The 24,396-nt window shown below is 45.1% G+C and carries 22 protein-coding genes; 9 read left to right on the forward strand and 13 right to left on the reverse strand.

Annotation, left to right across the window (positions count from 1 at the left end; all coding sequences use genetic code 11):
* Positions 1-36 precede the first annotated feature (36 nt).
* Entirely contained in the window at positions 37-444 is a 408-nt protein-coding gene (locus EL341_RS09150; RefSeq protein ID WP_126467614.1) for a YgiW/YdeI family stress tolerance OB fold protein, read from the forward strand.
* Between the two features lie 226 nt (positions 445-670).
* The gene (locus EL341_RS09155; protein WP_126467616.1) at positions 671-1,285 is read left to right on the forward strand and encodes a LysE family transporter; all 615 of its coding nucleotides are present in this window, start codon (positions 671-673) and stop codon (positions 1,283-1,285) included.
* A gap of 136 nt (positions 1,286-1,421) precedes the next feature.
* On the opposite strand, the gene rnd is transcribed toward EL341_RS09155, so the two are convergent.
* From rnd to EL341_RS09175, 4 genes are all read right to left on the reverse strand, one after another.
* Positions 1,422-2,558, reverse strand: coding sequence for a ribonuclease D (rnd, locus tag EL341_RS09160; protein ID WP_126467618.1), 1,137 nt, complete (start codon positions 2,556-2,558; stop codon positions 1,422-1,424).
* An 86-nt stretch (positions 2,559-2,644) separates the two neighbouring features.
* Complete coding sequence (gene fadD / locus EL341_RS09165) at positions 2,645-4,327, reverse strand: long-chain-fatty-acid--CoA ligase FadD (RefSeq protein ID WP_047781097.1); 1,683 nt, start codon at positions 4,325-4,327, stop codon at positions 2,645-2,647.
* Positions 4,328-4,525: 198 nt separating this feature from the next.
* Positions 4,526-5,227 carry a tRNA (adenosine(37)-N6)-threonylcarbamoyltransferase complex dimerization subunit type 1 TsaB gene (gene tsaB / locus EL341_RS09170; protein WP_126467620.1) on the reverse strand — a complete coding sequence of 234 codons (702 nt, stop codon included), beginning with the start codon at positions 5,225-5,227 and terminating at the stop codon, positions 4,526-4,528.
* A gap of 89 nt (positions 5,228-5,316) precedes the next feature.
* Positions 5,317-7,236, reverse strand: a complete 1,920-nt coding sequence (locus tag EL341_RS09175; RefSeq protein WP_047781099.1) for an ATP-dependent DNA helicase — start codon at positions 7,234-7,236, stop codon at positions 5,317-5,319.
* A 263-nt stretch (positions 7,237-7,499) separates the two neighbouring features.
* On the opposite strand from EL341_RS09175, the gene EL341_RS09180 reads away from it, so the two are divergent.
* Positions 7,500-7,844: a RidA family protein gene (locus EL341_RS09180; RefSeq protein ID WP_126467622.1), complete on the forward strand. Its 345-nt coding sequence runs from the start codon at positions 7,500-7,502 to the stop codon at positions 7,842-7,844.
* A gap of 105 nt (positions 7,845-7,949) precedes the next feature.
* Here EL341_RS09180 and mdtI read toward each other — a convergent pair whose 3' ends face one another.
* The 5 genes from mdtI to zwf form a co-directional block, all read right to left on the reverse strand.
* Entirely contained in the window at positions 7,950-8,282 is a 333-nt protein-coding gene (gene mdtI / locus EL341_RS09185) for a multidrug/spermidine efflux SMR transporter subunit MdtI (protein ID WP_047781101.1), read from the reverse strand.
* Complete coding sequence (gene mdtJ, locus EL341_RS09190) at positions 8,269-8,658, reverse strand: multidrug/spermidine efflux SMR transporter subunit MdtJ (RefSeq protein ID WP_074822358.1); 390 nt, start codon at positions 8,656-8,658, stop codon at positions 8,269-8,271. Before mdtJ ends, mdtI begins: the two co-directional genes overlap by 14 nt.
* A 511-nt stretch (positions 8,659-9,169) precedes the next feature.
* The gene (locus tag EL341_RS09195) at positions 9,170-9,811 is read right to left on the reverse strand and encodes a bifunctional 4-hydroxy-2-oxoglutarate aldolase/2-dehydro-3-deoxy-phosphogluconate aldolase (RefSeq protein WP_074822355.1); all 642 of its coding nucleotides are present in this window, start codon (positions 9,809-9,811) and stop codon (positions 9,170-9,172) included.
* Between the two features lie 106 nt (positions 9,812-9,917).
* Positions 9,918-10,613: a 6-phosphogluconolactonase gene (gene pgl / locus EL341_RS09200; RefSeq protein ID WP_126467624.1), complete on the reverse strand. Its 696-nt coding sequence runs from the start codon at positions 10,611-10,613 to the stop codon at positions 9,918-9,920.
* Positions 10,614-10,698: 85 nt separating this feature from the next.
* Positions 10,699-12,174 carry a glucose-6-phosphate dehydrogenase gene (gene zwf / locus EL341_RS09205; protein ID WP_047781105.1) on the reverse strand — a complete coding sequence of 492 codons (1,476 nt, stop codon included), beginning with the start codon at positions 12,172-12,174 and terminating at the stop codon, positions 10,699-10,701.
* Between the two features lie 368 nt (positions 12,175-12,542).
* Here zwf and EL341_RS09210 point away from each other — a divergent pair, with 368 nt between their 5' ends.
* Together EL341_RS09210 and pyk are read left to right on the forward strand one after the other, a co-directional pair.
* Entirely contained in the window at positions 12,543-13,382 is an 840-nt protein-coding gene (locus tag EL341_RS09210) for a MurR/RpiR family transcriptional regulator (RefSeq protein WP_047781106.1), read from the forward strand.
* 238 nt (positions 13,383-13,620) lie between these two features.
* On the forward strand, positions 13,621-15,063 hold the full coding sequence (pyk, locus tag EL341_RS09215; protein WP_114986670.1) for a pyruvate kinase: 1,443 nt from the start codon (positions 13,621-13,623) through the stop codon (positions 15,061-15,063).
* 57 nt (positions 15,064-15,120) lie between these two features.
* On the opposite strand, the gene lpxM is transcribed toward pyk, so the two are convergent.
* From lpxM to znuA, 3 genes are all read right to left on the reverse strand, one after another.
* Entirely contained in the window at positions 15,121-16,098 is a 978-nt protein-coding gene (gene lpxM, locus EL341_RS09220) for a lauroyl-Kdo(2)-lipid IV(A) myristoyltransferase (RefSeq protein WP_074822347.1), read from the reverse strand.
* A 129-nt stretch (positions 16,099-16,227) separates the two neighbouring features.
* Entirely contained in the window at positions 16,228-17,490 is a 1,263-nt protein-coding gene (mepM, locus tag EL341_RS09225; protein WP_408634902.1) for a murein DD-endopeptidase MepM, read from the reverse strand.
* 50 nt (positions 17,491-17,540) lie between these two features.
* Positions 17,541-18,467: a zinc ABC transporter substrate-binding protein ZnuA gene (znuA, locus tag EL341_RS09230; protein WP_408634903.1), complete on the reverse strand. Its 927-nt coding sequence runs from the start codon at positions 18,465-18,467 to the stop codon at positions 17,541-17,543.
* Positions 18,468-18,586: 119 nt separating this feature from the next.
* Here znuA and znuC point away from each other — a divergent pair, with 119 nt between their 5' ends.
* The 4 genes from znuC (at position 18,587) to EL341_RS09250 (ending at position 22,887) form a co-directional block, all read left to right on the forward strand.
* On the forward strand, positions 18,587-19,345 hold the full coding sequence (gene znuC / locus EL341_RS09235; RefSeq protein ID WP_047781111.1) for a zinc ABC transporter ATP-binding protein ZnuC: 759 nt from the start codon (positions 18,587-18,589) through the stop codon (positions 19,343-19,345).
* A complete protein-coding gene (znuB, locus tag EL341_RS09240) occupies positions 19,342-20,127 on the forward strand; it encodes a zinc ABC transporter permease subunit ZnuB (protein ID WP_074822342.1) in 786 nt (261 codons plus the stop codon). The genes znuC and znuB overlap by 4 nt, the downstream gene beginning before the upstream one ends.
* Before the next feature lie 218 nt (positions 20,128-20,345).
* Positions 20,346-22,034, forward strand: a complete 1,689-nt coding sequence (locus EL341_RS09245) for an aspartate:alanine antiporter (RefSeq protein WP_047781113.1) — start codon at positions 20,346-20,348, stop codon at positions 22,032-22,034.
* Between the two features lie 283 nt (positions 22,035-22,317).
* Positions 22,318-22,887, forward strand: coding sequence for a DUF1523 family protein (locus tag EL341_RS09250; protein ID WP_047781114.1), 570 nt, complete (start codon positions 22,318-22,320; stop codon positions 22,885-22,887).
* Between the two features lie 172 nt (positions 22,888-23,059).
* On the opposite strand, the gene EL341_RS09255 is transcribed toward EL341_RS09250, so the two are convergent.
* The gene (locus tag EL341_RS09255; RefSeq protein ID WP_126467628.1) at positions 23,060-24,316 is read right to left on the reverse strand and encodes an amino acid deaminase; all 1,257 of its coding nucleotides are present in this window, start codon (positions 24,314-24,316) and stop codon (positions 23,060-23,062) included.
* Positions 24,317-24,396 lie beyond the last annotated feature (80 nt).

Consider the following 24,396-nt stretch of genomic DNA (forward strand, 5'->3'; position numbering starts at 1 on the left):
ACAGATGAAATCATTCATTATTTAAGGGAGATTCCAATGAACAAATTATCTATGTTAGCTTTAGTTGCCGCGTTAGCCAGTACCTCTGCTGTTGCCCAAAACGGCGGTTTCAGCGGCCCAGGCGCTGTCGCACCAGAAACCACGACCACAGTCCCCCAAAGCGGTGGATTCTCTGGCCCCAATACGAGCGAAACCACCGTTGATAAAGCGCTTAAAATGAGCGATGACAGTTGGGTGACGTTGCGCGGCAATATTGAGCAGCAAGTGGGCAAAAAACGCTATCTATTCCGTGATGAAACCGGAACCATCAATATTGAGGTAGATCGTAAGCACTGGAACGGAATTACCGTTACGCCGAAAGACAAGGTGGAAATTCAGGGCGAAATCGATAAAGACTGGAGTTCAATTGAAGTTGATGTGAAAAAGATCGTTAAAGTTAACTAAATCATTGGTTAATACCACCAGTTTATGACTCGGTGTAGCATGATTCATTAACCTCGTCATCCCGGTGAAAACCGGGATCTCGGTTTAAACTAACAGGTGAACGCTTGGCCTGAAGGCTGGCACCGAATTTGCTCGACCTACTTTATTATTTAACCCTTTGCGTTTCAGTAAAGCTCTGACATTATCAAATGCTTACCGTTGCCATTATGGATAAATTGGAGTTTGTATGCTGGAGACATCTCTCTTTGTTGCCACTATCGCCACTTTGGGTATGTTATCCCCGGGCCCGGATTTCTTTTTAATCGTTAAAAATGCGGCTCGTTATCCTCGTTCTGTCGCCATGTTTACAGCTCTGGGGGTTATCCTTGCGGTAGCTACGCATATGCCCTACTGCGTAGCCGGACTGGCGGTGGTGATTACGGCGACACCGTGGTTATTCAACATCTTAAAATACGCTGGTGCCGCCTATCTCATCTGGATTGGCTTTCAAGCGCTGCTGGCTAAGGGAGGCAGTAAAATGGATGTCACCCACGTCTCTCAGCAACAAACCAGCTATAGAAATGCTTTTATCCAGGGTTATCTATGTAATCTGCTCAATCCAAAAGCCACCCTATTTTTCCTTTCTGTTTTTACTCAGGTGTTAAACATCGACTCCAGCACCGGCGAGAAAATGTGGTATGCCTTTATTATTTGGATTCTGTCTGCTATCTGGTGGCCTGCTCTGGTATTTCTGATTCAAAGCGCACCGGTAAGACGCGGTCTGGCTAAGATGCAAAAGTCCGTTGATAAAGTTCTGGGGGTTGTATTGATAGGCCTGGGAATAAAAGTAGCCTTAGGGTAAACGAGATATTTGGTTGGTAAACGCTCTTTCAAATCAGTATTTAAAAATATCCCGGCCGTAATGAATATGGATAAAACACCATGATTAAAGACGACCGGGAAGATGCAAACTTAACAACCGCAATTATCTGATTTAATTACATAAACGGTTTAGCTTCCTGCTCCAATAAAGCCTTCAGACGCTCCCCCATTAACTCTCCACGCCAACCCTGAAGTAATTCAGCGGTTTCATTAGACGAGCCTTGCTGCCAATAGAGTTTAAGCACCTGATTAATCTGACGGCGAGAGGCCAGCAACTCTACGTTGAGACCACTTTCTGCTGAAACCGTTTGAATCAGAGATTTAATGTCTTTAAACAGCTTTTTGTATCCGGGATGATCGACAATACGCAATATCTTCGGCGGGAAGTCATCTTCAGCTACCGACAGGGCTTCCGTCACTAATCGCAACAGTGTACGACCGTGGAATCGAATTTCTGGTCCGCTTAATCCTAAAGGCTCTAGTTCTGCCAACGAGGTGGGTAAATAACGAGCCACTTGCCATAAGTTCTCTTCTCTAACCACAAAGTTTACTGCCATATCCCGTTCACGGGCATAATTTAAGCGCCAGGCGGCTAACAACTTTAAACAGGCTAACTGACGGCCATTAAGCTGCCAGCCATTATTCACATCTAAATAAGCTTGCTCGGGAGTGACAACGTCACTACGGCGTTTACTCATCATCACACATTCGTTTTGCGCCGCGGTTAACCACTGCAACTGTTCGGTTTCTTTCAGGATAGCATCGGCAATCGGCAGCAAATAATAGACATCGGCAGCGGCATAAACACACTGTTTCTCCGTCAGCGGGCGCGCCAGCCAATCGGTTCTTGATTCACTTTTATCCAATTCAACATGCAAATATTCCGCCACCAGGGTGGCAAACCCTGTCGACAAAGAGCGCTGGTTAAACGCCGCTAGTATCTGAGTATCGATTAATGGCTGAGGCAGAATGCCAAATTCATGTAAAAACACTTCTAAATCTTCACTACAGGCATGCAGTAACTTAATTACATTGGGATTAATTAGCAATGCGGTAAACGGCGACCAATCGTTGATATTAAGCGGGTCAATCAGGGTGACCTGCTCTCCATCATAAAGCTGAATTAAGCCAAGCTGCGGGTAATAAGTACGGGTACGGACAAATTCGGTATCCAGGGCAATCCGTGAGGCCTGAGCAGCACGTTCACAAACAAGCTTTAACTGGTCATCTGTTGTTATCAGTTGATAATCCAAAACGATATCTCTTTTTTATTAATTTCAGACACAATAGCACCGGATAAACCGGTACTATTTTAGTGCTGCCTGACAAACGAATAAGGTTATTCGCCTGCCTGCTGTTTCAGTACTTCATCACGTAAGCTCTTACGTAATATTTTGCCTACGTTAGACTTAGGCAACTCATCACGGAACTCGACAATTCGGGGGATCTTATAGCCCGTCAATCCACTACGACAATGCGCCAATAATTCATCTTTGGTTAAGCTAGGATCTTTCTTCACCACATATATTTTAACCGTCTCACCGGAGACCTCATTCGGTACACCAATCGCAGCCACTTCGAGTACTTTAGGATGATGTGCAACCACCTCCTCAATCTCGTTGGGATAGACGTTAAATCCGGAAACCAGGATCATATCTTTTTTACGATCGACGATTTTCATAAAACCTTGCTCGTCCATCACCACGATATCTCCGGTAGCTAACCAACCGTCTTTCAACACTTCGTTAGTCGCCTCTGGTCGGTTCCAATAACCTTGCATAACCTGAGGACCTTTTACCCACAACTCACCCGCTTCACCGTCCGGTACATCTTCACCGTTATCATTCACTAAACGAATGTCGGTTGACGCCACCGGTAAACCAATGCTGCCGCTATATTGCTGTAAATCATATGGGTTACCGGCCACCAAGGGTGAACACTCCGTCAAACCATATCCTTCCAGCAAATGCGTGCCGGTTAACTGCTCCCAGCGTTCGGCAACGCTACGCTGTACCGACATGCCGCCGCCCACCGTAATACGCAAATGAGAGAAATCCAGCTCACGGAAATCTTCATCATTAATCAGTGCATTGAATAAGGTGTTCACACCCGTCAGCGCAGAGAAAGGATAACGTCCCAGCTCTTTTACCATGCCTTTAAGATCGCGTGGATTGGTAATCAATAAATTACAACCGCCCACCTCAAGAAACAGCAGGCAGTTAACCGTCAGTGCAAAAATGTGATACAGCGGTAACGCCGTCACCACCATCTCTTGGCCAACCTTCAATAACGGAATGTAGGCTGCGCGAGCCTGTTCCATATTGGCCAACATATTGCGATGCGTTAACATCGCCCCTTTGGCAACACCCGTCGTTCCACCGGTATATTGCAGTAACGCCAAATCATTAGGAGTCAGGCTGGGTTTAATGTATTGCTGTCTGCGACCATGATGTAAGGCAGTGCGAAATGAAACCGCTCCGGGCAAATGATACTTGGGCACCAATTTCTTAATGTATTTAACCACGAAATTGACCAACGAACGTTTACCAACGGAAAGCTGATCGCCCAATCCGCTCAAAATAACGTGTTCAATTTGCGTTTTAGCTACCACTTTTTCCAGCGTGTGGGCAAAGTTAGACACAATAACAATCGCCTTCGCACCGCAGTCGTTTAGCTGATGTTCCAGTTCTCTTGGGGTATATAGCGGGTTAACGTTTACCACAATCATCCCCGCACGCAGAATACCAAACAGGGCAATGGGATATTGCAGCAGGTTAGGCATCATTAACGCTACCCTGTCACCTTTTTTTAACCCTAGTGAATTTTGTAGATAAGCGGCAAATGCCCTACTGCGCTTCTCTAACCGGCGGAAAGTCATGACTTTCCCCTGATTAATATAGGCAGGCTGATCGGCAAAATGCTTTACTGCATTTTCAAACATATCCGCTAACGATGAGTATCGTTCCGGATCAATTTCTGCCGGTACATCTTGCGGATAACGGGATAACCATTTCTTGTCCAATCTATTACTCCTGTCTCTCACCCATGATCCCTTCCCGGTTGTTGTCATTATCCGTCGGGAAAGCGATTATCTGTAGAGCATTACGTCCATGAATAACCTATGGTTATCATGAATCAACCGTTCAACGCTAATGTCATATCAAATATTTACACAGCGTGATAAAAATTGACGAAGCGGTATTTTTTACCTTAAACCCCGTTATTCACGTCCCGGAAGCTTTTTCCATGTGACTTCATTACGCAAATAAATGGGCTGTACATCCTCTACTGCCTGAACCTGACCGGTTTTCCAGCGCTCAAGGGCCAAAGGTAACATGTCCTCAGCCTGTGGTAATAACATATTGCCATTGGTTAGCGTCACATTTGTACCCACCGCCATGTCGGGATAAACCGGCCACCCGGTACCGGCCATCGCCCACTCACCGTGAAGTGATTTAAGCTGCTCCGTCACCTTTTCCGGTGCCAGAACTTGCTCAGCACCTTGTACTTGCCACTGCCCTTGGGCATTACGCTGATACTGTCCCCAATAAACCTCACCCATCCGCGCATCAATCGCCGTCAGAACCTGCGAAGCGCCGGTCATTCGGTAAGCGCCCTGCGCCATAGTGTTTAACGTTGACAGGCCAATCATCGGTAAATCCGCGCCCAGAGCTAGTCCCTGAGCAATACCAATACCAATACGCACACCGGTAAAGCTGCCCGGACCACTGCCGAAAGCCAAAGCGTCAATGTCGGTCAGCTTTAATCCTGATTCAGCCAGAATTTGCTGAACCATCGGTAAAATACGTTGGGTATGTTCACGAGGACACAGTTCATATAAAGCATGGATATCGCCATCATTCCAGATAGCAACAGAACAAGCCTCAGTGGCTGTATCAAGCGCAAGAATTCGCGTTGACATAGAAAACCTCAGACGGGAAATTTAAATATAAGCATGATGTCACAATCATATCATAGGGATAGTCATGGAGATAAATAGCGTTATCGCGCTTATTTATCATCATGCTTCGGTTGTTGATGTAAAAACTCAATAGCCTTGGTCAAATCCCGGGTTCTTGGGGCTGGAGGTAGACTATTAAGGAAAATGGCACCATAAGGACGCATCACCAAACGATTGTCGCAAATCACAATCACTCCGCGATCGTCGGTGTCTCGAATCAAACGTCCTACCCCCTGTTTAAGGGTAATGACCGCATCAGGAAGCTGAACTTCATTAAAGGGATCGCCGCCGCGCAAACGACAGTCTTCAATTCGTGCTTTAAGTAAGGGATCGTCAGGCGAAGTGAACGGCAGTTTATCGATGATGACGCAGGATAGAGCATCACCTCGCACATCAACCCCTTCCCAGAAACTATTGGTTGCTACCAACAAGGCATTACCACTTTCAACAAACTGCGATAATAATTTACCTTTACTGGTTTCACCCTGCATCAATACCGGCAATGTCATGTTTTCGCGAAAAGTTTCGGTCAAATCACGCATCATCTGGTGTGAAGTACACAGGAAGAAACAGCGCCCGGCATTTGCCTCAATCAACGGTTGCAGCATTTTTGCCAGCTGTTTGGCCCCACCGTATTGATTAGGTGAAGGGAGAAAGCGCGGTACACAAAGCAGCGCTTGCTTGGCATAGTCAAATGGGCTGGACAGGAGCAGTGTTTCTGCGTTGGTTAATCCTAAACGCTGGTTAAAATGCTCCAGAGAATCATTGACCGATAGCGTGGCGGAAGTGAAAATCCAACTGCCCTTTTTCTCATCCATCAAATCACGGAATTTTTCAGAAACCGACAGCGGTGTCAGCGCCAAAACAAAATGACGAGCGCCGCACTCATACCAGTAGCTGTAGCCGGGAATCGTCACATCTTTTAAGCGCCCCAAGCGAGCGCGATACTGCGTCGCTCTTTCAAAGGCTGCATCCAGTAACGCTGAACGACCCAAGGCCATTTTAATCACGTCATAGCAGAGCGTCAGCGCATCATCGACTAACAACAGCGCCCGCTGAATATTTGGCTGCTCCAGCACGTCACGCAAATTACCGCGAAAACCCGGATCGCCCAACGCCAGTCGAAAATCTTGGGTGCTTTGTGTCAGGCGGTCGGCGCTTTTTTGCAACTGTGCCATATCCCGCACTTCTGTGCGGTAAGCGATAGTAATATCTTTCGCTAAATCTAATAGCTGACGGCTGGTAAGCTGCTGTCCAAAATATTGACTGGCGATATCAGGAAGCTGGTGGGCTTCATCAAAAATCATGACATCAGCATTGGGGATCAACTCGGCAAATCCGCTCTCTTTCACCACAATGTCAGCCAAAAACAGATGGTGATTGACCACCACAATATCCGCGTCCATGGCTCGACGGCGGGCTTTAACCACGAAACACTCTTTATAATAAGGGCAGTCGCTGCCTAAGCAGTTATCATTAGTACTGGTGACTAAAGGCCAAATAAAGCTGTCTTCCGCCACTTGAGTACAGGTACTGACGTCACCATCAGAAGTACCTGATGACCAGCGACGTAAACTCACTAAATCATTCAGCGTTGAATTTGACAGCTCTCCACCGGTCATGGTTTGCTGCTCCATTCGCTCAAGACAGAGATAGTTAGAGCGCCCTTTAAGCAAGGCTAGCTTACCGGTAAACTCCAACGCGGTCGCCACCGTGGGTAAATCCCGTGCGAATAGCTGATCTTGAAGCGCTTTAGAGCCAGTCGAAATAATCACTTTGCGTTTAGAGCGTAACGCGGGCACCAGATAAGCATAGGTTTTACCGGTTCCTGTACCGGCTTCAACCACCAACGCCTGCTTTTTTTTGATTGCATTGGTAATGGCCTTAGCCATTAAACGCTGTGGCTCTCGTGGTTTAAACCCTTTAATCGCCTGAGCTAGTGCACCTTTGGGTGCGAAATCATCCGCCAAGTAGAATGTCCGTTGTCTTGATAATCGACCGCCAACGTGTGACGGATATCGTGAAGAAGGTGCATATTATGCCTTTCCTGACGGTTCACCACCACCCCGTTTCGTTATTCAGGCTAAATTGGTTATAAAATGGCGGGTATGACATTGCTGAGATAGGGTTCTAAGATGATCGGACATCTGAAACAGCAATTTATCCCTTAAAGCGGTTATGTTAACCTTGATCGGTTAACACAGATTGATGACTATAATCAGGAGCAAAAATCATGTCTATTGAACGAATTAACCCTACCAAGCGTTGGTCTGACGCCGTGGTTTACAATAACACCATCTATTATACCAGCGTCCCTGAAAATCTGGATGGCGATGCCACAGCCCAAACAGCAAACGTACTCGCCGATATCGACATCATGCTGCACCTGCTAGGCTCCAGCAAAGAACGTATTCTCGACGCCACCATTTTTCTGGCTGATAAAGCCGACTTTTCTGCTATGAATGCCGCCTGGGATAGTTGGGTCGTTGATGGGCAGGCACCGGTGCGTTGTACCGTTGAAGCTAAGCTGATGAAGCCTGAGTATAAAGTCGAAATTAAAATTATTGCCGCGAAGTAACCGACTGGCTTGTTGTTCGCCATTCCAGTATTGAATGACGAACAACAAGGGCTGAAACATTTATTTTGCTACTACCCGATATACAACTATTCTTAAGTCCCGCAATCAGGCTGCAACCTTAAGAATAACCATACCTGCAATTAGAAACAGCACCCCAATCCAACCTCTGATATTTAAACGCTGACCAAACATAATCCAACCGGCCGCGATGGTGGCAACAATACCAAATCCCCCCCACAGGGCATAAGCAATGGAAAGATCCATGCCTTTAACCGCCTGAGCCAATGCACTAAAAGCACCGAGAACACACAGCAATGACAGTATTCCCAACCAAAACCGTTTAAATCCGTTGGAAAGCTTGAGAAATATATTTGCCACAATTTCCATCACAATGGCTAAAGCAAGAAACGCAATATGATAAAACTCAAGCTGTTGCATGATATTCATCCTTATCCATCAAGCTACTGCTGGATTTCACTGCGTTATTACCCTTTTTCTGCATACCTGACTTAATTAACACAATACCCAGTAACAAAATGGCTAACCCACTGGCTTTAGCCAGAGAAATATCTTCACCAAATATCATGACGCTAGAAATAGTAATCAGTAAAACGCCAATCCCTTCCCATAAAGCATAAGCTACGCCTAAAGCAACGCGTTTAATCGATACGGATAATAGGATATAGGACAAAGTAATCATAAAATACATAATGATATGTCCATAAATACTGCCGGTTTCACTCGCATACTTCATAGATAACGTACCGATAACTTCGGTCACTATCGCCATTAATAAAAATAGCCAATAAATCATTTTATTCTTCTCCGAATTATTTTTATAACAATAATTCCGGCGACTATTTATTGTTGTTTTATTCATTATATTAACGAAAAGTAAATATAATTGAGTCAACAATAAATCAGTAACGGTAAAATTATTGCGTAAGAAATACCTTTTCAGGCAACAACGAAGAAGACGCTAACGTGCGGTGCTCCAGTTTAACTCACTGGCGAGAATAGCGGAGATAAAGAAAACGAACGTTGATGTTTGTAATAGAGAACGTTGAATGTTCATCATGAATTTTTGGTTGTCAGTCGTGTAGTAACACCACGATTTGCCCTTACCCCTCCAATATTATTTATATGTGGGCATATTTTTACATGCCTCAATAGATAAAGTAAACACTAAAATAGAAGTATGATTTAATTATTTACAATATCTTATTCTGTTATCCAATATAGAAAATGCCGAAAGTATGAGTAATTATGCAAAATCAAGCCGACTCATATTATAAGCCGGCTTGATTAAAATACGCTTGGATCAATTAACTTTTAGCGTGGGCTACCGCTTCACGAGCCAGCTCAGTGATGCGATTAAAATCACCTTTAGCGATTGCATCGGCAGGCACTAACCATGAGCCACCAACGCACAGTACGCTCGGTAATGCCAGGTAATCACGGCAATTGTTTAGCGTAATGCCGCCGGTAGGACAGAAGCGCACCTGCGAAATGGCGCTACAGATGGCTTGAAGCGCTTTAACGCCACCGTTAGCCTCTGCCGGGAAGAATTTAAATTCACGCAGGCCGTAGTCCATACCCAACATCAACTCAGACACGCTACTAATGCCAGGAATTAGCGGAATACTCCCTTCAACGGCAGCTTGTAATAAAGGTTCAGTTAACCCCGGGCTGATAGCAAACTGCCCACCGGCAGCGGCAACTTCTGCCAACTGCTGGGGATTTAATACCGTACCGGCACCAATAATTGCTTCAGGTACTTCTTTCGCGATGGCGCGAATTGCATCCAGAGCACAAGGAGTACGTAACGTCACTTCCAACACTCTAACACCGCCAGCAACCAGCGCTTTAGCCAGAGGAACCGCATCTTTGAGTTCTTTTATTACGATGACAGGAACAACCGGTCCATCAGACAGGATACTTTCAGCGCTTACTTTCCAATTTTTCATCTTGTGAAATCTCCATATGGCCAGTCAACACCTGAAACAGGTACGTCACAGCCGTTAAAATAACGTGTAACAGTAGACTAGCCACACGCAGAATTTACTTAAATCATTATGCGGACCAGAAAACGTCAACCGGCGTTTGCGTTTGGTGAATAATGGCGCGTACCGGCATTTCATTCACATCATTCCCTTCCTGAGCCTGATGGTAAACTACTCGCTTATTCTCCCCCACTAAATGCAGAAAAATCTGACGGCTATTAAGCAGTGCTGGCAGCGTTAAGGTTAATCTATCCAGCGGTGCCGTCAGTGGAGTCATCCCCATGCATAATTTTTTAGATTTCATATCCAAGGCGGGAAACAGGTTTTCTGCGCCGGGAAAGAGTGATGCGGTATGGCCGTCATCCCCCATCCCTAAAATCACCACATCGAACGGTTTAACGATGTCTTTTAACGACTTTTCGATACCTGCTGCGCCATCAAACGGAGTAAGGCTGCCATTTTTTAGCGAGACAAACTGAGCGGTCGCCGCTTGATCTTGAATCAGATTCTCACGCACCAGTTTTTCGTTGCTAGCTTCATCATGACAATCAACCCAGCGTTCATCCGCCAGAGTAATGGTCACTTTGTCCCATTCAAGGGGCTGCTGACTGAGTAATTTAAATAAACCGAGCGGAGTTTTGCCGCCGGAAACGACAAGGCTGGCTTTTCCTTTGCTAGTAATTCCTTTTTGTAGCTCAGTGATAATCCGTTGTGCCAGACGACGATTCAAATCATCAGTTGACGGAAAATTAGTCAAATCAGCCATAGTAGTCACCTTTATTAACAGTCATTGATGGCCATCTTAGCCCAGCTTAAGATGGCATCGTTTTACCTTGTCAGTTATTTGAAAATTATTCGAACTCGCTCCAGGAACGACCATCACGGGTAATCATCGCTACAGAAGCAACAGGCCCCCATGTTCCCGCCTGATACGGTTTCGGTGGCTCATTATCTGCTGCCCAAGCGTTCATAATGGAATCCACCCACTTCCACGCTTCTTCAACTTCATCCCGACGGACAAACAGCGCTTGAATGCCACGCATTGTTTCCAACAACAAGCGTTCATAGGCATCCGCCACATGTTCCTCATGGAAGGTATCTGAGAAGCTTAAATCCAATTTGGTGGTCTGTAAGCGGTGTTTATGATCCAGCCCTGGTACCTTATTCAGAATCTGAACTTCAACGCCTTCATCCGGCTGAAGACGAATGGTTAAGGTATTTGGCGGCAGTGACTGATAAGAGTCGCTGAACAAATTCATTGGCGGATTCTTAAAGTAAATCACCACTTCAGAACATTTAGACGGTAAACGTTTACCGGTTCTCAAATAGAACGGTACGCCAGCCCAACGCCAGTTATCAATATCAACCCGAATAGACACAAAGGTTTCAGTATTACTGCGCTTATTGGCACCCTCTTCTTCCAAATAGCCTGGTACCTTCTGCCCTTGTACGAACCCGGCGGTATACTGGCCACGAACGGTCGTTTCGCGAATGTTAGTATGGTCAATTTGTCTCAGAGAACGCAGCACTTTAACTTTTTCATCGCGGATACGATCGGCACTCAAATCCACCGGTGGTGACATAGCGATCATGGTCAATATTTGCAGCAAATGGTTTTGTACCATGTCGCGCATTTGACCTGCTTTGTCAAAATATCCCCAACGGCCTTCAATACCCACTTCTTCAGATACAGTGATCTGAACATGGTCAATCGCGCTATTGTCCCATTTGGCCGCAAACAGCGAGTTAGCAAAACGTAGTGCTAGCAGGTTAAGAACGGTTTCTTTACCTAAATAGTGGTCAATACGATAAACCTGAGATTCATTGAAATATTCAGCAACCTGATCGTTAATTTCTTGCGATGATTTTAAATCTGTACCCAACGGTTTTTCCATCACAACCCGGCTAGGAGCATGATTTAACCCTGCCTCACCTAAACCACGACAAATTGCGCCAAAGGTATTGGGCGGCATAGCAAAATAGTTAATCGTGACACGATTTTCCTGATCGAGCATTTTGCCTAGTTGACTAAATGCCGGACTGTCGTTGACGTCCAAGTTACAAAAATCCAAACGCTGGCTTAAACGCTGCCAAATCTCAGGGTTGACCTCTTCCTTCATAAAGGTAGTCAACGCGGTTTCAACCACGGAGGTATACTCGGCTTTATCCCAGTCAGCCCTGCCGACGCCTAAAATCCGCGTTTCCGGATGAATATGGCCCGCTTTTTCCAACTGATAAAGTGATGGTAATAGCTTACGGCGCGCTAAATCGCCTTTGGCCCCAAAAATGACCAAATCACAGGCCTGAGCTATCGAATCATCCACCATAACTATCTCCTCACTAAGCGACCGCATTATCGAGGCTAATCGCTTAAAAATTCATGTAACTTTATTACAGAAGTAATGTACCTCTTTACCTAACCGCCGTAAATAGGCTGGCAAGAAAGTATCAACTTTGTAGTAAATTCCGGGAAAAACCAAACCTAACCAACTAAAATTAAAATAATTTTTAACTAAAGCTTTCTTTCCTCATGATTTCAATAACGATAAAATAAGCGCTGCGTCAAAAATCATGAAAAAAAATTACAAAAAACTGTTTTATTACTGCACAACCTGATATCCCGTAGTATATTTCCATAGATCGAGGATTGATTTCTCCTCTGAATGCAATAGGCAAAACACTGCGGAATACAATAATGCTGGAAAGAATTCACCAATTTAGAGACTCGTTAAGCAAATCAGAACAAAAAGTCGCTGATGCGATTCTGACCGCGCCACAGACGGCCATTCACTCCAGCATTGCTACATTAGCGAAAATTGCCAACGTTAGCGAGCCAACCGTTAATCGTTTTTGCCGCAGCCTGAATACCAAAGGATTTCCCGATTTTAAATTGGCTCTGGCCCAAAGTCTGGCGAACGGAACACCTTATGTAAATCGTAATGTTGATGAAAATGACACCACCGATGCGTTGACGGATAAAATTTTTGAGTCTGCCGTAGCGAGTCTGAATATGGCAAAAAGCAGTCTTGATATTATAGCCATCAATCGCACCATTAATTTACTCACTCAAGCAAAAAAAATCTCATTCTTTGGCTATGGCGCCTCTTCCGTCGTTGCTCACGATGCCATGAATAAATTTTTCAGATTCAATGTTCCCGTTATCTACTTTGACGATATCGTTATGCAGCGGATGAGCTGTATGAATTCCAATCAAGGTGATGTCGTGGTATTAATTTCCCACAGTGGCAGAACCAAAAGTTTGGTTGAGCTGGCTGAAATTGCCAGTAGCAATGGCGCTACCGTTATTGCAATCACTTCTCAAGGCACACCACTGGCAAAAGCCTCACAGTTATCCATTCTGCTCGATGTGCCTGAAGATACCGATATCTACATGCCGATGGTGTCTCGTTTGGCTCAACTTACTATTATCGATGTGCTGGCAACCGGGTTCACTTTACGTAATAGCGCAGCCCGAGATAACCTGAAACGTGTAAAAGAAGCCCTAAAACAATCCCGCTTCGATAAAAGCAAATAATTCGCGTTTAATGCCACAAAATATGATTTCAGACAATCGTTCATCAACCTTATATGAAACGAGACAGCTCAAATTTGAGAAGCGCTCTGGATAGTGGTATAAATCTCCCTCAGATTTTGAGACCGCTGACAAAAAAATAAGTACAACGGGTAAAAAAATACCCCCGGGATTTAACATTGCTAACGATTGAAAAATACTGATTAAGTAGAAAAACTAATCATGTTCAATGGAGTTATACATGTCCAGAAGGCTTAGAAGAACCAAAATTGTTACTACGTTAGGCCCTGCAACTGACCGTGACAATAATCTAGAAAAAATCATTGCAGCCGGTGCCAATGTTGTCCGCTTAAATTTCTCCCACGGAACCCCCGAAGACCACCAGATTCGCGCTAATAAAGTCAGAGAAATTGCCGCAAAACTCGGCAAACACGTGGCTATTCTGGGTGACTTACAAGGGCCAAAGATCCGCGTTTCAACCTTTAAAGAAGGTAAAGTGTTCCTGAACGTTGGTGATAAATTCCTGCTGGATGCCAACCTGTCTGTCGGCGACGGCGATAAAGAGAAAGTCGGTATTGATTATAAAGGTTTACCCGCCGATGTCGTTCCCGGCGATATTCTGTTGCTGGACGATGGGCGTGTACAACTGAAAGTGCTTGAAGTTCAGGATATGAAAGTCTTCACGGAAGTGACCGTCGGCGGCCCACTCTCTAACAATAAAGGCATAAATAAGTTGGGCGGTGGTCTTTCTGCTGAAGCGCTAACGGAAAAAGATAAAGCGGATATTATTACCGCAGCCAAAATCAAAGTGGATTATCTGGCAGTTTCATTTCCGCGTACCGGTGAAGATCTTAACTATGCGCGCCGTCTGGCGCGCGATGCAGGCTGTCAGGCTAAAATTATCGCTAAAGTAGAGCGCGCTGAAGCCGTTGCCACCGATGAAGCAATTGACGATATTATTATGGCTTCTGACTCCATCATGGTTGCTCGTGGCGATCTGGGGGTGGAAATTGGCGATCCAGAACTGGTCGCTGTGCAGAAAAAACTTATCCTGCGTGCCCGTCAGCTAAACCGTACCGTTATCACCGCAACGCAGATGATGGAATCCATGATTACCAATCCAATGCCAACCCGTGCAGAAGTTATGGACGTGGCAAACGCCGTATTGGACGGTACCGATGCCGTTATGCTTTCAGCTGAAACAGCAGCGGGACAATATCCTGCTGAAACTGTTGCCGCGATGGCTCGCGTGTGTGTAGGTGCAGAAAAGATGCCGCATCTGAACGTGTCTAAGCATCGTCTGGACGTTGAGTTTGACAATATTGAAGACACCATTGCCATGTCGACAATGTATGCGGCAAACCATCTGAAAGGTATCAAGGCAATTATTGCCATGACCGAATCTGGCCGTACGGCATTAATGATGTCACGCATCAGCTCCGGTTTACCTATTTTTGCCATGTCTCGTCATGAGCAAACCCTAAACCTGTGTGCCCTGTATCGCGGCGTCACGCCAGTCATGTTTACCGGCGATTGCGATGGATTAAGTGCGGCAATGGCTGCCACTAATCAGCTGCGTGACAGAGGGTTCTTGATGTCTGGGGATCTGGTTATTATTACTCAGGGTGACGTTATGGCCTTGATCGGCAGTACTAATACCTGCCGTATTTTGCGCATTGAATAACTGATTAAGCCCGATCAAAAAAGGAGCCTTTATGGGCTCCTTTTTATTTAGCGCGAATCACTTCTCTTTCGGCCATAAATCCTGGCGTTTATAAGGCTCAATATCACCCTCTTTCCGGGTTTTCAGGAATTTTAATACCCACACATATTGTTCAGGATTGGGTGAAACTAATTTTTCCACTTCCTCATTCATTCGGCGAGCAATGGTATGATCATCGGCTTCGGCAATATCACTCATTTCCGGATTAATATAAATATCCAGCATGCCTTCATCTGCACGATAAACCGGAAATAAAGGAACAATAGCCGCTCGACATACTTTCATTAAGCGTCCAACTGCCGGTAAGGTCGCTTTATAAGTGGCAAAGAAATCAACGAACTCACTGTGTTCCGCACCGTGATCCTGATCGGGCAAGTAATATCCCCAATACCCCTGACGAACTGAGCTAATAAACGGTTTGATACCATCCTGACGTGCATGCATGCGGCCACCAAAACGGCGACGTACCGTGTTCCACATCCAGTCAACCAGTTCATTTTTCTGATTATGGAACATCGCCGCCATCGGTTGACCGCGGGCCGCCATCATCATGGCAGGGATATCTACGCTCCAACCATGAGGCACCATAAAAATGACGTTGCGACCGGAAGCTCGGATAGCATCTAAATGCTCATCACCATGCCAGCGTACCCGCTTCATCAGGTATTCTGGACTGCGTACGCTTTGCTCCACCATCAACATCGTCGAGTGCACCGCAGTGACAAACATTTGATCGATAATCGCTTCACGCTGCTGTTCGCTGAGTTCAGGAAAGCAATAAAATAAATTGATCCGCGCCCGCCTTCTGGCACTACCAATAAAACGAGCGGCAAATTTGGCAATTTTCGCTAACACCGGGTTTCTCACTTTTACCGGCACGTAGGCAAACATGAGCATAACCCCAACGGCCGCCCATATCCCCCAATATTTAGGTAGAAAGAAGGACTTTTTAAAGAGTGGAATAAACTCAATATTTGAACGCTGTTTTTTTTGCATGCCAAAACTCATTAGATAGATGAACAACCCTGCTGTTCATATTAGTCTGTTCATCGGAAGAATAAAAAGATTTAGAAACGTGCTGAAAAAAGAAAACGCTGCTGAGTTATCAACAGCGTTTTCTTACTATTAGAGATGAAGCTGCGGCATGACGTCTTTTACCAGAGCCAGATATTCTGCACGCTCTTTACCCATCAAACCTTCAGAACGCGGTAGCGTTGCGGTTAATGGATTAACGGCCAGCTCATTTACCCACAGTTCATAATGCAAGTGAGGTCCGGTTGATCGGCCAGTATTACCTGACAATGCAATACGATCGCCGCGTTTCACTTTCTGCCCTGGTTTAACCAGCAGTTTATTCAAATGCATATAACGCGTGCTGTATTGACGACCGTGGCGAATCGCCACGTAGTTACCGGCAGCGCCGCTGAATTTCGCTACGACAACCTCACCGTCACCAACCGCCAGAACCGGAGAGCCAATTGGCATCGCAAAATCGACGCCTTTATGTGGCGCAACGCGACCGGTAATCGGATGTAAGCGACGAGGATTAAATGGTGATGAAATTTTGTACTGCTTCGGCGTAGGATAACGTAAAAAGCCTTTAGCTAAGCCGGAGCCTTCACGATCATAGAACTTACCGTCAGTGGAGCGAATAGCATAGTAATCTTTACCAGAACTTTGCATTCTCACGCCAACAAGCTGACTTTGCTCATTTTTTCCGTTCAGCTCTTCTCTTGACAGCAATACCGAAAAACGATCGCCTTTACGTAACTTACGAAAATCCAACTGCCATTGTAAGGCTTTGGTCACCGCATGAATTTCGCTATTGCTTAACCCTGCGGCTCTAGCACTGGAAACAAAGCTACCGTCTAACGTACCGGTGACAACGCTATTTTTCCATTCACCTTTCAGGGTATCAATCGATTCTACGAAACTCGTTTCACTGCGCTGATAAGTGCGTGTTTCGCGACGAGACACTACCCAAGTCAGAGATTGTAACGCACCATCATCATCCAACGTCCAGTTTAACTGTTGACCAATTTTCAGATTAGCTAGTGCACTGTTTTTATTGGCTAACAGATAGACATCCGAGGAATCAATACCGAACTGAGTTAAAATACTCCCCAGCGTATCACCGCTGGAAACCACGTACTCATTCGGAACGGCGGTTTCATCTAATTCATCTTTAGGAATCTCATCATCCGGCGTCGCCTGATCCATAGGCTCGGAATTATCACTCTCAGCAGTATTGTTTACCGCGGTGAGGCTGGTCAATGCCGAATCCGCATCGGGCTTATAGATAGCCGCCTGCCAAACCAGCATGCTCCATGTAAGAAACAAAAGCGCCCCAATAGTTAATTTTTGGGGCCGTGAAAAATTATTGTACATCAGCGCAATAGTTCTAACCACTTGCAGCACTACTTAAATCCCTCGTTCTGTTACTCCAGACAGCTCGTAAACTGTTGGGATAGCTGAGTTAAAAAACGCATATAGCTATCTTTACCTAACATTATGTTGCTGCCTAACGGATCTAATGTTCCGGTCCGGACGTTTGTCCCTTGGGCGACAGCGTTGATAACGGCTGGCTGGAATTGTGGCTCAGCAAAAACGCATACGGCTTTATGCTCAACCAACTGTGTTCTTATGTTATGTAATCGCTGCGCTCCGGGCTGGATTTCTGGGTTTACGGTAAAATGCCCTGATTGGGTTAAACCGAAGGTTTTCTCAAAGTAGCCATAAGCATCATGGAAAACAAAATATCCTTTGCCGCGCAACGGGTGCATTATATTAGCAATATTTGCTTTTGTCTGCTTTAGTTGTTGTTCAAATTGCTCAAGATTAGCATCTAGTTTGTCTTTATTTTGTGGCATAAGTTCCAATAATTTATCATGGATGGCGATAGCTGACTGTTTTGCAATCTCCGGTGACATCCAAATATGCATATCATAGCTGCCGTGATGATGGTCATGTTCATCATGATCTTCATGTTTATCAGCGTGATGGCTCTCGTGAGCGTGATCATGGTCGTCTTCAACGTTACCTTGGCTTAACAACGGTTTCACCGACTTCAATTCAGCTAATTGAATTTTTTTCTTTTCATCAACCTGCTGTAATGGCTTGGTTAAAAAAGCCTCCATATCTGGACCAATCCAAATAACCAGGTCAGCCGAACGTATTTTCTGGACATCTGATGGACGAAGCGCATAATCGTGCGGCGATGCACCATCGGGCAGTAAAACTTCCGTGGTAATCACCCCATCGGTGATCGCTGATGCAATAAATCCTAACGGTTTGGTCGATGTTAACACTGCCGCTGAGGCGATAGTGCTGATGCTGGCGGTAAGTAGCGTACCAGCGAATACCATACGGTTAAGCCATTTTGTATTTGTTGCCTGTTGCATTTGTTATATTCTCATCTATCAATAGTAATCATCATTGGTATGTTATAATATAACACATCATGAATTCTGCAAGAAAAATGAAAATGTCCAGTTTGCTTAATTTAGAAAAAATCTGTGTTACTTTTGGCCGTCGCAAGGTCCTTTCCAATATTTCTCTTACGCTGGACGAAGGGCAAATATTGACGTTACTCGGTCCAAATGGGGCAGGGAAATCGACCTTAGTCAGAGTTGTATTGGGATTAGTCTCCCCCACCTCAGGTAAAATATCCCGTCCGAAAGATTTGCGCATTGGCTATGTTCCGCAAAAGCTACATCTTGATCCCACACTGCCCTTAACCGTCGAGCGCTTTATGTGTCTGCGCCCCGGTGTAAAAAAATCCGATATCATACCGGCCTTGAGCCGCGTACAGGCAAAGCATCTGATCAATATGCCGATGCAAAAACTTTCGGGTGGGGAGACCCAGCGCGTTCTATTAGCCAGAGCACTGCTGAACACGCCACAACTGTTGGTGCTTGATGAACCGACTCAGGGCGTTGATGTTAATGGGCAATTAGCGCTGTATGACCTGATAGAAAAATTACGCAATGAACTCAACTGTGCGGTGCTCATGGTGTCCCACGATTTACATCTGGTGATGGCTAAAACCGATGAAGTATTGTGCCTGAATCAGCATATCTGTTGTTCCGGTGCCCCGGAAGCCATATCTGAACATCCTGAATTTATTGCTATGTTTGGCTCTCGTGGAGCTAAACAACTCGCAATTTATCACCACCATCATAATCATCAGCATGATCTAAAAGGTCGTATCATTCTAAAAAACTCAGGCAGTAATAAAGTATGATTGAATTATTATTTCCAGGCTGGATGGCCGGTGTTCTGCTCGCGCTAGCCGCAGGCCCTTTAGGTTCTTTCGTGGTCTGGCGCAGAATGTCTTACTTTGGCGATACGTTGGCTCATTCATCTTTGCTGGGCGTGGCATTTGGCCTGTTGCTGAATGTGAACCCGTTTTATGCCGTCATTGTTATTACGTTACTCTTGGCTATTGGTTTAGTCTGGCTTGAGCGTCGCCCTCAATTTGCCGTTGACACCCTGTTGGGTATTCTCGCCCATAGCGCCCTCTCTTTAGGCTTGGTCACCATTAGTTTGATGTCAAACGTCCGTGTCGATCTAATGGCCTATCTATTTGGCGATCTATTATCCGTCACGATTTCAGATCTGTGGATGATTGCCGTAGGCGTAACGATAGTACTGCTGCTTTTATGGTGGCAGTGGCGTCCGCTACTTTCAGTGACTATCAATGCAGATTTGGCCCACGTTGACGGTATTAATCCTGAACGGATGAGATTATTACTGATGTTAGTCACTGCACTGACTATCGGTCTGGCCATGAAGTTTGTTGGCGCATTAATTATTACCTCACTGCTAATTATTCCTGCCGCCACTGCTCGCAGATTTTCCAGAACCCCGGAACAAATGGCTGGGCTAGCCATTATTATTGGTATCTTTGCAGTAACGGGCGGACTGACCTTTTCCGCTTTTTACGATACGCCTGCTGGCCCTTCCGTTGTATTGTGTTCCTGCTGTCTGTTTATTCTTAGCCTGACCAAAAAACAGTCAGACTAATATGATGAGAAATAATGAAAAAATAAATTTGCTCATCATATAGGATAAAAGCAAAATTTTTCGTATGACGACCGATTCAAGAAGTTTTAGACTAGACTATTCAGGAACACTAATGCCTTGCTTTTGACCGAGAGTCTGTCAGTGCAAGGCGCTTTTTATGTGGAAATGCAAGATTAATCCACGATTAACTCACTACAGATGACTTTAAAGTTAACATTGTGAATATTGATATTATCAGCCTGCTTAACAGTAACTACATTCTTTTGCTTTTTGTTGTCCTGGCGCTAGGGCTGTGCCTGGGAAAGATACGACTGGGCTCAATTCAACTAGGTAGTTCAATCGGCGTATTAGTGGTTTCCTTACTCTTAGGCCAGCAACACTTCTCGATTAATACTGAAGCGCTGAGCCTTGGCTTTATGCTGTTTATTTTCTGTGTTGGCGTTGAAGCCGGACCAAACTTCTTTGCTATCTTTTTCAGAGATGGCAAAAACTATTTTATGCTGGCGCTAATTTTAGTCGGTAGCGCAATGTGTATTGCTTTAGCCTTGGGCAAACTCTTGAAATGGGATATCGGTCTGACCGCCGGTATGCTCGCGGGTTCAATGACCTCAACCCCAGTACTGGTTGGCGCCGGTGATACACTGCGGCATACCACAGCCGATCCTGCACTTCTCGCTGCCGCTCAAGATCACTTAAGTTTGGGTTATGCATTAACCTATTTAATTGGTCTGGTCAGTCTGATTTTTGCCGCCCGCTATATGCCTAAATTGCAGCGTCAGGATCTCCCGACCTGTGCCCAACAAATTGCCCGTGAACGCGGTCTGGATCACGATAGTCAGCGCAAAGTCTATCTCCCGGTTATTCGAGCCTATCGCGTAGGCCCGGAACTGGTCGCGTGGTCCGACGGTAAAAACCTGCGTGAACTGGGCATTTATCGTCAAACTGGTTGCTATATAGAAAAAATTCGCCGTAACGGTATTATCGCCGCACCAGACGGCGATGCGGTTTTACAGATTAACGATGAAATCTCTCTGGTTGGTTATCCTGATGCCCATTCTCGTTTAGACCCTAGCTTCCGCAACGGCATGGAAGTATTTGAACGCGACTTGCTGGATATGCGCATCGTAACGGAAGAGATCGTAGTTAAAAATAATAACGCCGTCGGTAAGCGACTGAGCCAAATTAATCTAACCGACCACGGCTGTTTCCTTAACCGGGTGATTCGTAGCCAGATAGAAATGCCAATCGATGACAATATTGTGTTGAATAAAGGTGATGTTCTACAGGTCAGCGGCGATGCTCATCGGGTAAAAAGCGTTGCCGAACGTATCGGATTTATCTCTATTCACAGTCAAGTTACCGATTTGCTGGCCTTCTGCGCCTTCTTTATTCTCGGCTTAATGATCGGGCAAATTACTTTCCAGTTCAGTACCTTCTCCTTTGGTATTGGTAATGCTGCCGGTCTGTTATTCTCCGGTATCATGCTAGGATTTATGCGAGCCAACCACCCAACGTTTGGCTATATCCCTCAGGGCGCACTGAACATGGTAAAAGAATTCGGCCTGATGGTATTTATGGCTGGCGTTGGTCTGAGTGCCGGTAGCGGTATTGGTAATAATTTGGGATTAGTCGGTGGCCAAATGCTGCTGGCAGGTCTGATTGTTAGTCTGGTGCCCGTGGTTATCTGCTACCTGTTTGGTGCTTACGTGCTACGTATGAACCGCGCTCTACTGTTCGGAGCCATTATGGGTGCCAGAACGTGCGCGCCGGCCATGGAAATCATCAGCGATACTGCTCGCAGTAATATCCCGGCGTTAGGCTATGCCGGTACTTATGCCATCGCTAACGTATTACTGACACTCGCCGGTTCACTTATCATCATAATTTGGCCGGGGATATTAGGTTAATTTGCTTATTAATCAATACAATGAAAAAAATATCAAAATATTTAATAAAAATGTCATTTTTCTCTGAACTATTTGATTAAGTCAGCGTCTTAAATAGTGCCACTGCTTTATTTTCATATCCCTCATTGAGGTTGGCCCGATAAGTTCTTTTACGTTTCATACTTATCGGGCTTTTTATTGTCTAAAATTCAGAGACTTTCACTTTTTCTTCATGCATCACCCCCAACAATGGCATACAATATATGTCGAGCATCAACAAAACTCATAGGGAAGCGTGACTTCTATGTCTTTAGTAAAGAAAATCTTTATAGGTTATTTAGTTTGTTTTGCAATTGGCACCGGCCTTCTTTGCAGCTTCTATCTGCCTTCAACCGATATTGTAAAAATTACCGGTTCAGAAGTTAAACGTGTTGATAACGATGGCCCTATCTCAGCAAAAAATCCGGCCGATGGCCCGACTCGAGATGTGTACTACATCTATACCATCGACCAAAACAAGAAAATTATGGTTTACCGTAATGAAGATACCGGCTGGAGCTTTCCATGGTATTTCAAATTCAACAGCGCAGATATTCAGGCTCAGGCTCAATCAGCTAATGATGCCAGTCAGCTAACTCGGGTTGTTCATTACGGCTGGCGTTTCAATATGGTGAATATGTTTAAAAACATAGTTTCGATCAAACCTATTGATAGCTACGATGCATCCACCTTCTCTTTTTATACCATCATGAAATATTTAGGCTGGATTGTCTGGCTGCTGCTTATCGTTATTCAGGCGGCCATTCCTACCTTATATACCAGCTGGCGGGATCGCAGAGATTTAAAACGACCTGATGGTTCTGTCGTTAAGTAATAACGTAGTTTAACGGCAGCATTGGCTGCCGTTTCTTTATGCCCTTCGGTATTTTTCTTTCCATTTACTCGATCTACCTGACGATGATGCGATTTAGCCGAATAACCTGAAACTCACTCATACAAAAATGGCCAGTATAAAACTGGCCACTTCAACGCATATCGATATTCAACTAGAAAAACGTATCCATCTCTTCCAGAACGGTATATTTATCATCGACTAAAAACAGCGTTTTCCATTTATCAAATGTCAGACAAGGGTGGGAGGTGGAGAAAACTAGAATATCCCCTACCTGTAGTTGTACATTTTCGCTATATCGAACCATCGCATGCTGATCCATCACATCCACCGTTTTCATGGCATTCGCGGTAAACGGTTGTTCTTCACCTTGACGGTAATGTGCTATAGGCTGCGGTAAACCCGCATCAAATGCGGCATCACGCTTACCAAAGCCAATAATCGCCAGACCTTTTTCAGGTAATGATTGAACATAGGCACACAGCTCTAAGGCCGATACTAATCCGCCCTCAAGATGCCCTGCAAGACTATCGCGTGCAGTTAAAGCGTTCTGTGACTGTTCATACACGCCTTTATCATGAGTAATATAACAACCCGGGCGGATAACATAGCGAATATTGTCCGGTAAATCTGCCGCCATTAACTGATGACAAACAATGTCATACCATACCGATCCGGCACCGGTTAACAAAACTTCATCGCAATGGATAAACAGACCTTTCTTAGTTAGCCGTTGGGTCAGGTCGATAACTTCACTGATAAAAGCGCCGATTCTTGCCAGATCGCCCTGTTCATCATTGCTATGAATAATTCCTTCATAAAACTCAACGCCTGCCAGTGTTAAGCCCGGTAAGGTCGCGACATAGTCGGCTAACGCTTCGGCCTCATCCGCAGTACGACAACCGCAACGCCCACCCGGTAATCCCAGTTCAATCAGTACATTCATGGTTTGACCATGAGCAGAAAAGTATTCAGACAATTTCAATGCATTCGACTGGCTATCAACACAGCAGAATAACGTTGCGGAAGACTGCTGCTTTAACTGAGAAATCAGCGCCATATTGGCACGCCCAATAAGCTGGTTTGCCATAATGATATTCGGAACCCCGGCCGCTATCGCCACTTTAGCCTGATATGCTGTGCCAACCCCCACACCCCAAGCACCTCCGGCTATTTGCATTTTAAAAATAGCCGGTGTCATGGTGGTTTTACCGTGCGGCGCTAAAGAAATGCCACAATGATTGGCATAATTCTGCATCCACTGAATGTTATTTTCTAATGCGCTCTTTTTGATGGCAATCGCGGGCAGGCATACGTCTTCATTCATGATATGAGCATATCCGGCGCTGTCGGCAAACATGATCGCTGCTTTATTTAGCGGGTTTTGTTGCCCTTCAAATTTATTGCTCATTAATTTCATCCTATTTCTCTTAGCTCTGAATAAATAAAGAATACACAACTTGTGTATTCTTTATCTTTCATACCGTTATA

It is taken from the genome of Pragia fontium (genome assembly GCF_900638655.1).
GTDB lineage: Bacteria > Pseudomonadota > Gammaproteobacteria > Enterobacterales > Enterobacteriaceae > Pragia > Pragia fontium.

Bases quoted from the DNA above. Each gene is read 5' to 3' on its own strand.
- pyk (WP_114986670.1), top strand. From the start codon at position 13,621: ATGTCCAGAAGGCTTAGAAGAACCAAAATTGTTACTACGTTAGGCCCT.
- znuB (WP_074822342.1), top strand. From the start codon at position 19,342: ATGATTGAATTATTATTTCCAGGCTGGATGGCCGGTGTTCTGCTCGCG.
- EL341_RS09195 (WP_074822355.1), bottom strand. From the start codon at position 9,811: ATGAAAAATTGGAAAGTAAGCGCTGAAAGTATCCTGTCTGATGGACCG.
- mdtJ (WP_074822358.1), bottom strand. From the start codon at position 8,658: ATGATTTATTGGCTATTTTTATTAATGGCGATAGTGACCGAAGTTATC.
- EL341_RS09180 (WP_126467622.1), top strand. From the start codon at position 7,500: ATGTCTATTGAACGAATTAACCCTACCAAGCGTTGGTCTGACGCCGTG.
- EL341_RS09210 (WP_047781106.1), top strand. From the start codon at position 12,543: ATGCTGGAAAGAATTCACCAATTTAGAGACTCGTTAAGCAAATCAGAA.
- pgl (WP_126467624.1), bottom strand. From the start codon at position 10,613: ATGGCTGATTTGACTAATTTTCCGTCAACTGATGATTTGAATCGTCGT.
- EL341_RS09155 (WP_126467616.1), top strand. From the start codon at position 671: ATGCTGGAGACATCTCTCTTTGTTGCCACTATCGCCACTTTGGGTATG.
- tsaB (WP_126467620.1), bottom strand. From the start codon at position 5,227: ATGTCAACGCGAATTCTTGCGCTTGATACAGCCACTGAGGCTTGTTCT.
- EL341_RS09250 (WP_047781114.1), top strand. From the start codon at position 22,318: ATGTCTTTAGTAAAGAAAATCTTTATAGGTTATTTAGTTTGTTTTGCA.
- lpxM (WP_074822347.1), bottom strand. From the start codon at position 16,098: ATGCAAAAAAAACAGCGTTCAAATATTGAGTTTATTCCACTCTTTAAA.
- znuC (WP_047781111.1), top strand. From the start codon at position 18,587: ATGTCCAGTTTGCTTAATTTAGAAAAAATCTGTGTTACTTTTGGCCGT.
- znuA (WP_408634903.1), bottom strand. From the start codon at position 18,467: ATGGTATTCGCTGGTACGCTACTTACCGCCAGCATCAGCACTATCGCC.
- mdtI (WP_047781101.1), bottom strand. From the start codon at position 8,282: ATGCAACAGCTTGAGTTTTATCATATTGCGTTTCTTGCTTTAGCCATT.
- EL341_RS09150 (WP_126467614.1), top strand. From the start codon at position 37: ATGAACAAATTATCTATGTTAGCTTTAGTTGCCGCGTTAGCCAGTACC.
- EL341_RS09255 (WP_126467628.1), bottom strand. From the start codon at position 24,316: ATGAGCAATAAATTTGAAGGGCAACAAAACCCGCTAAATAAAGCAGCG.
- mepM (WP_408634902.1), bottom strand. From the start codon at position 17,490: ATGTACAATAATTTTTCACGGCCCCAAAAATTAACTATTGGGGCGCTT.
- zwf (WP_047781105.1), bottom strand. From the start codon at position 12,174: ATGGTGGATGATTCGATAGCTCAGGCCTGTGATTTGGTCATTTTTGGG.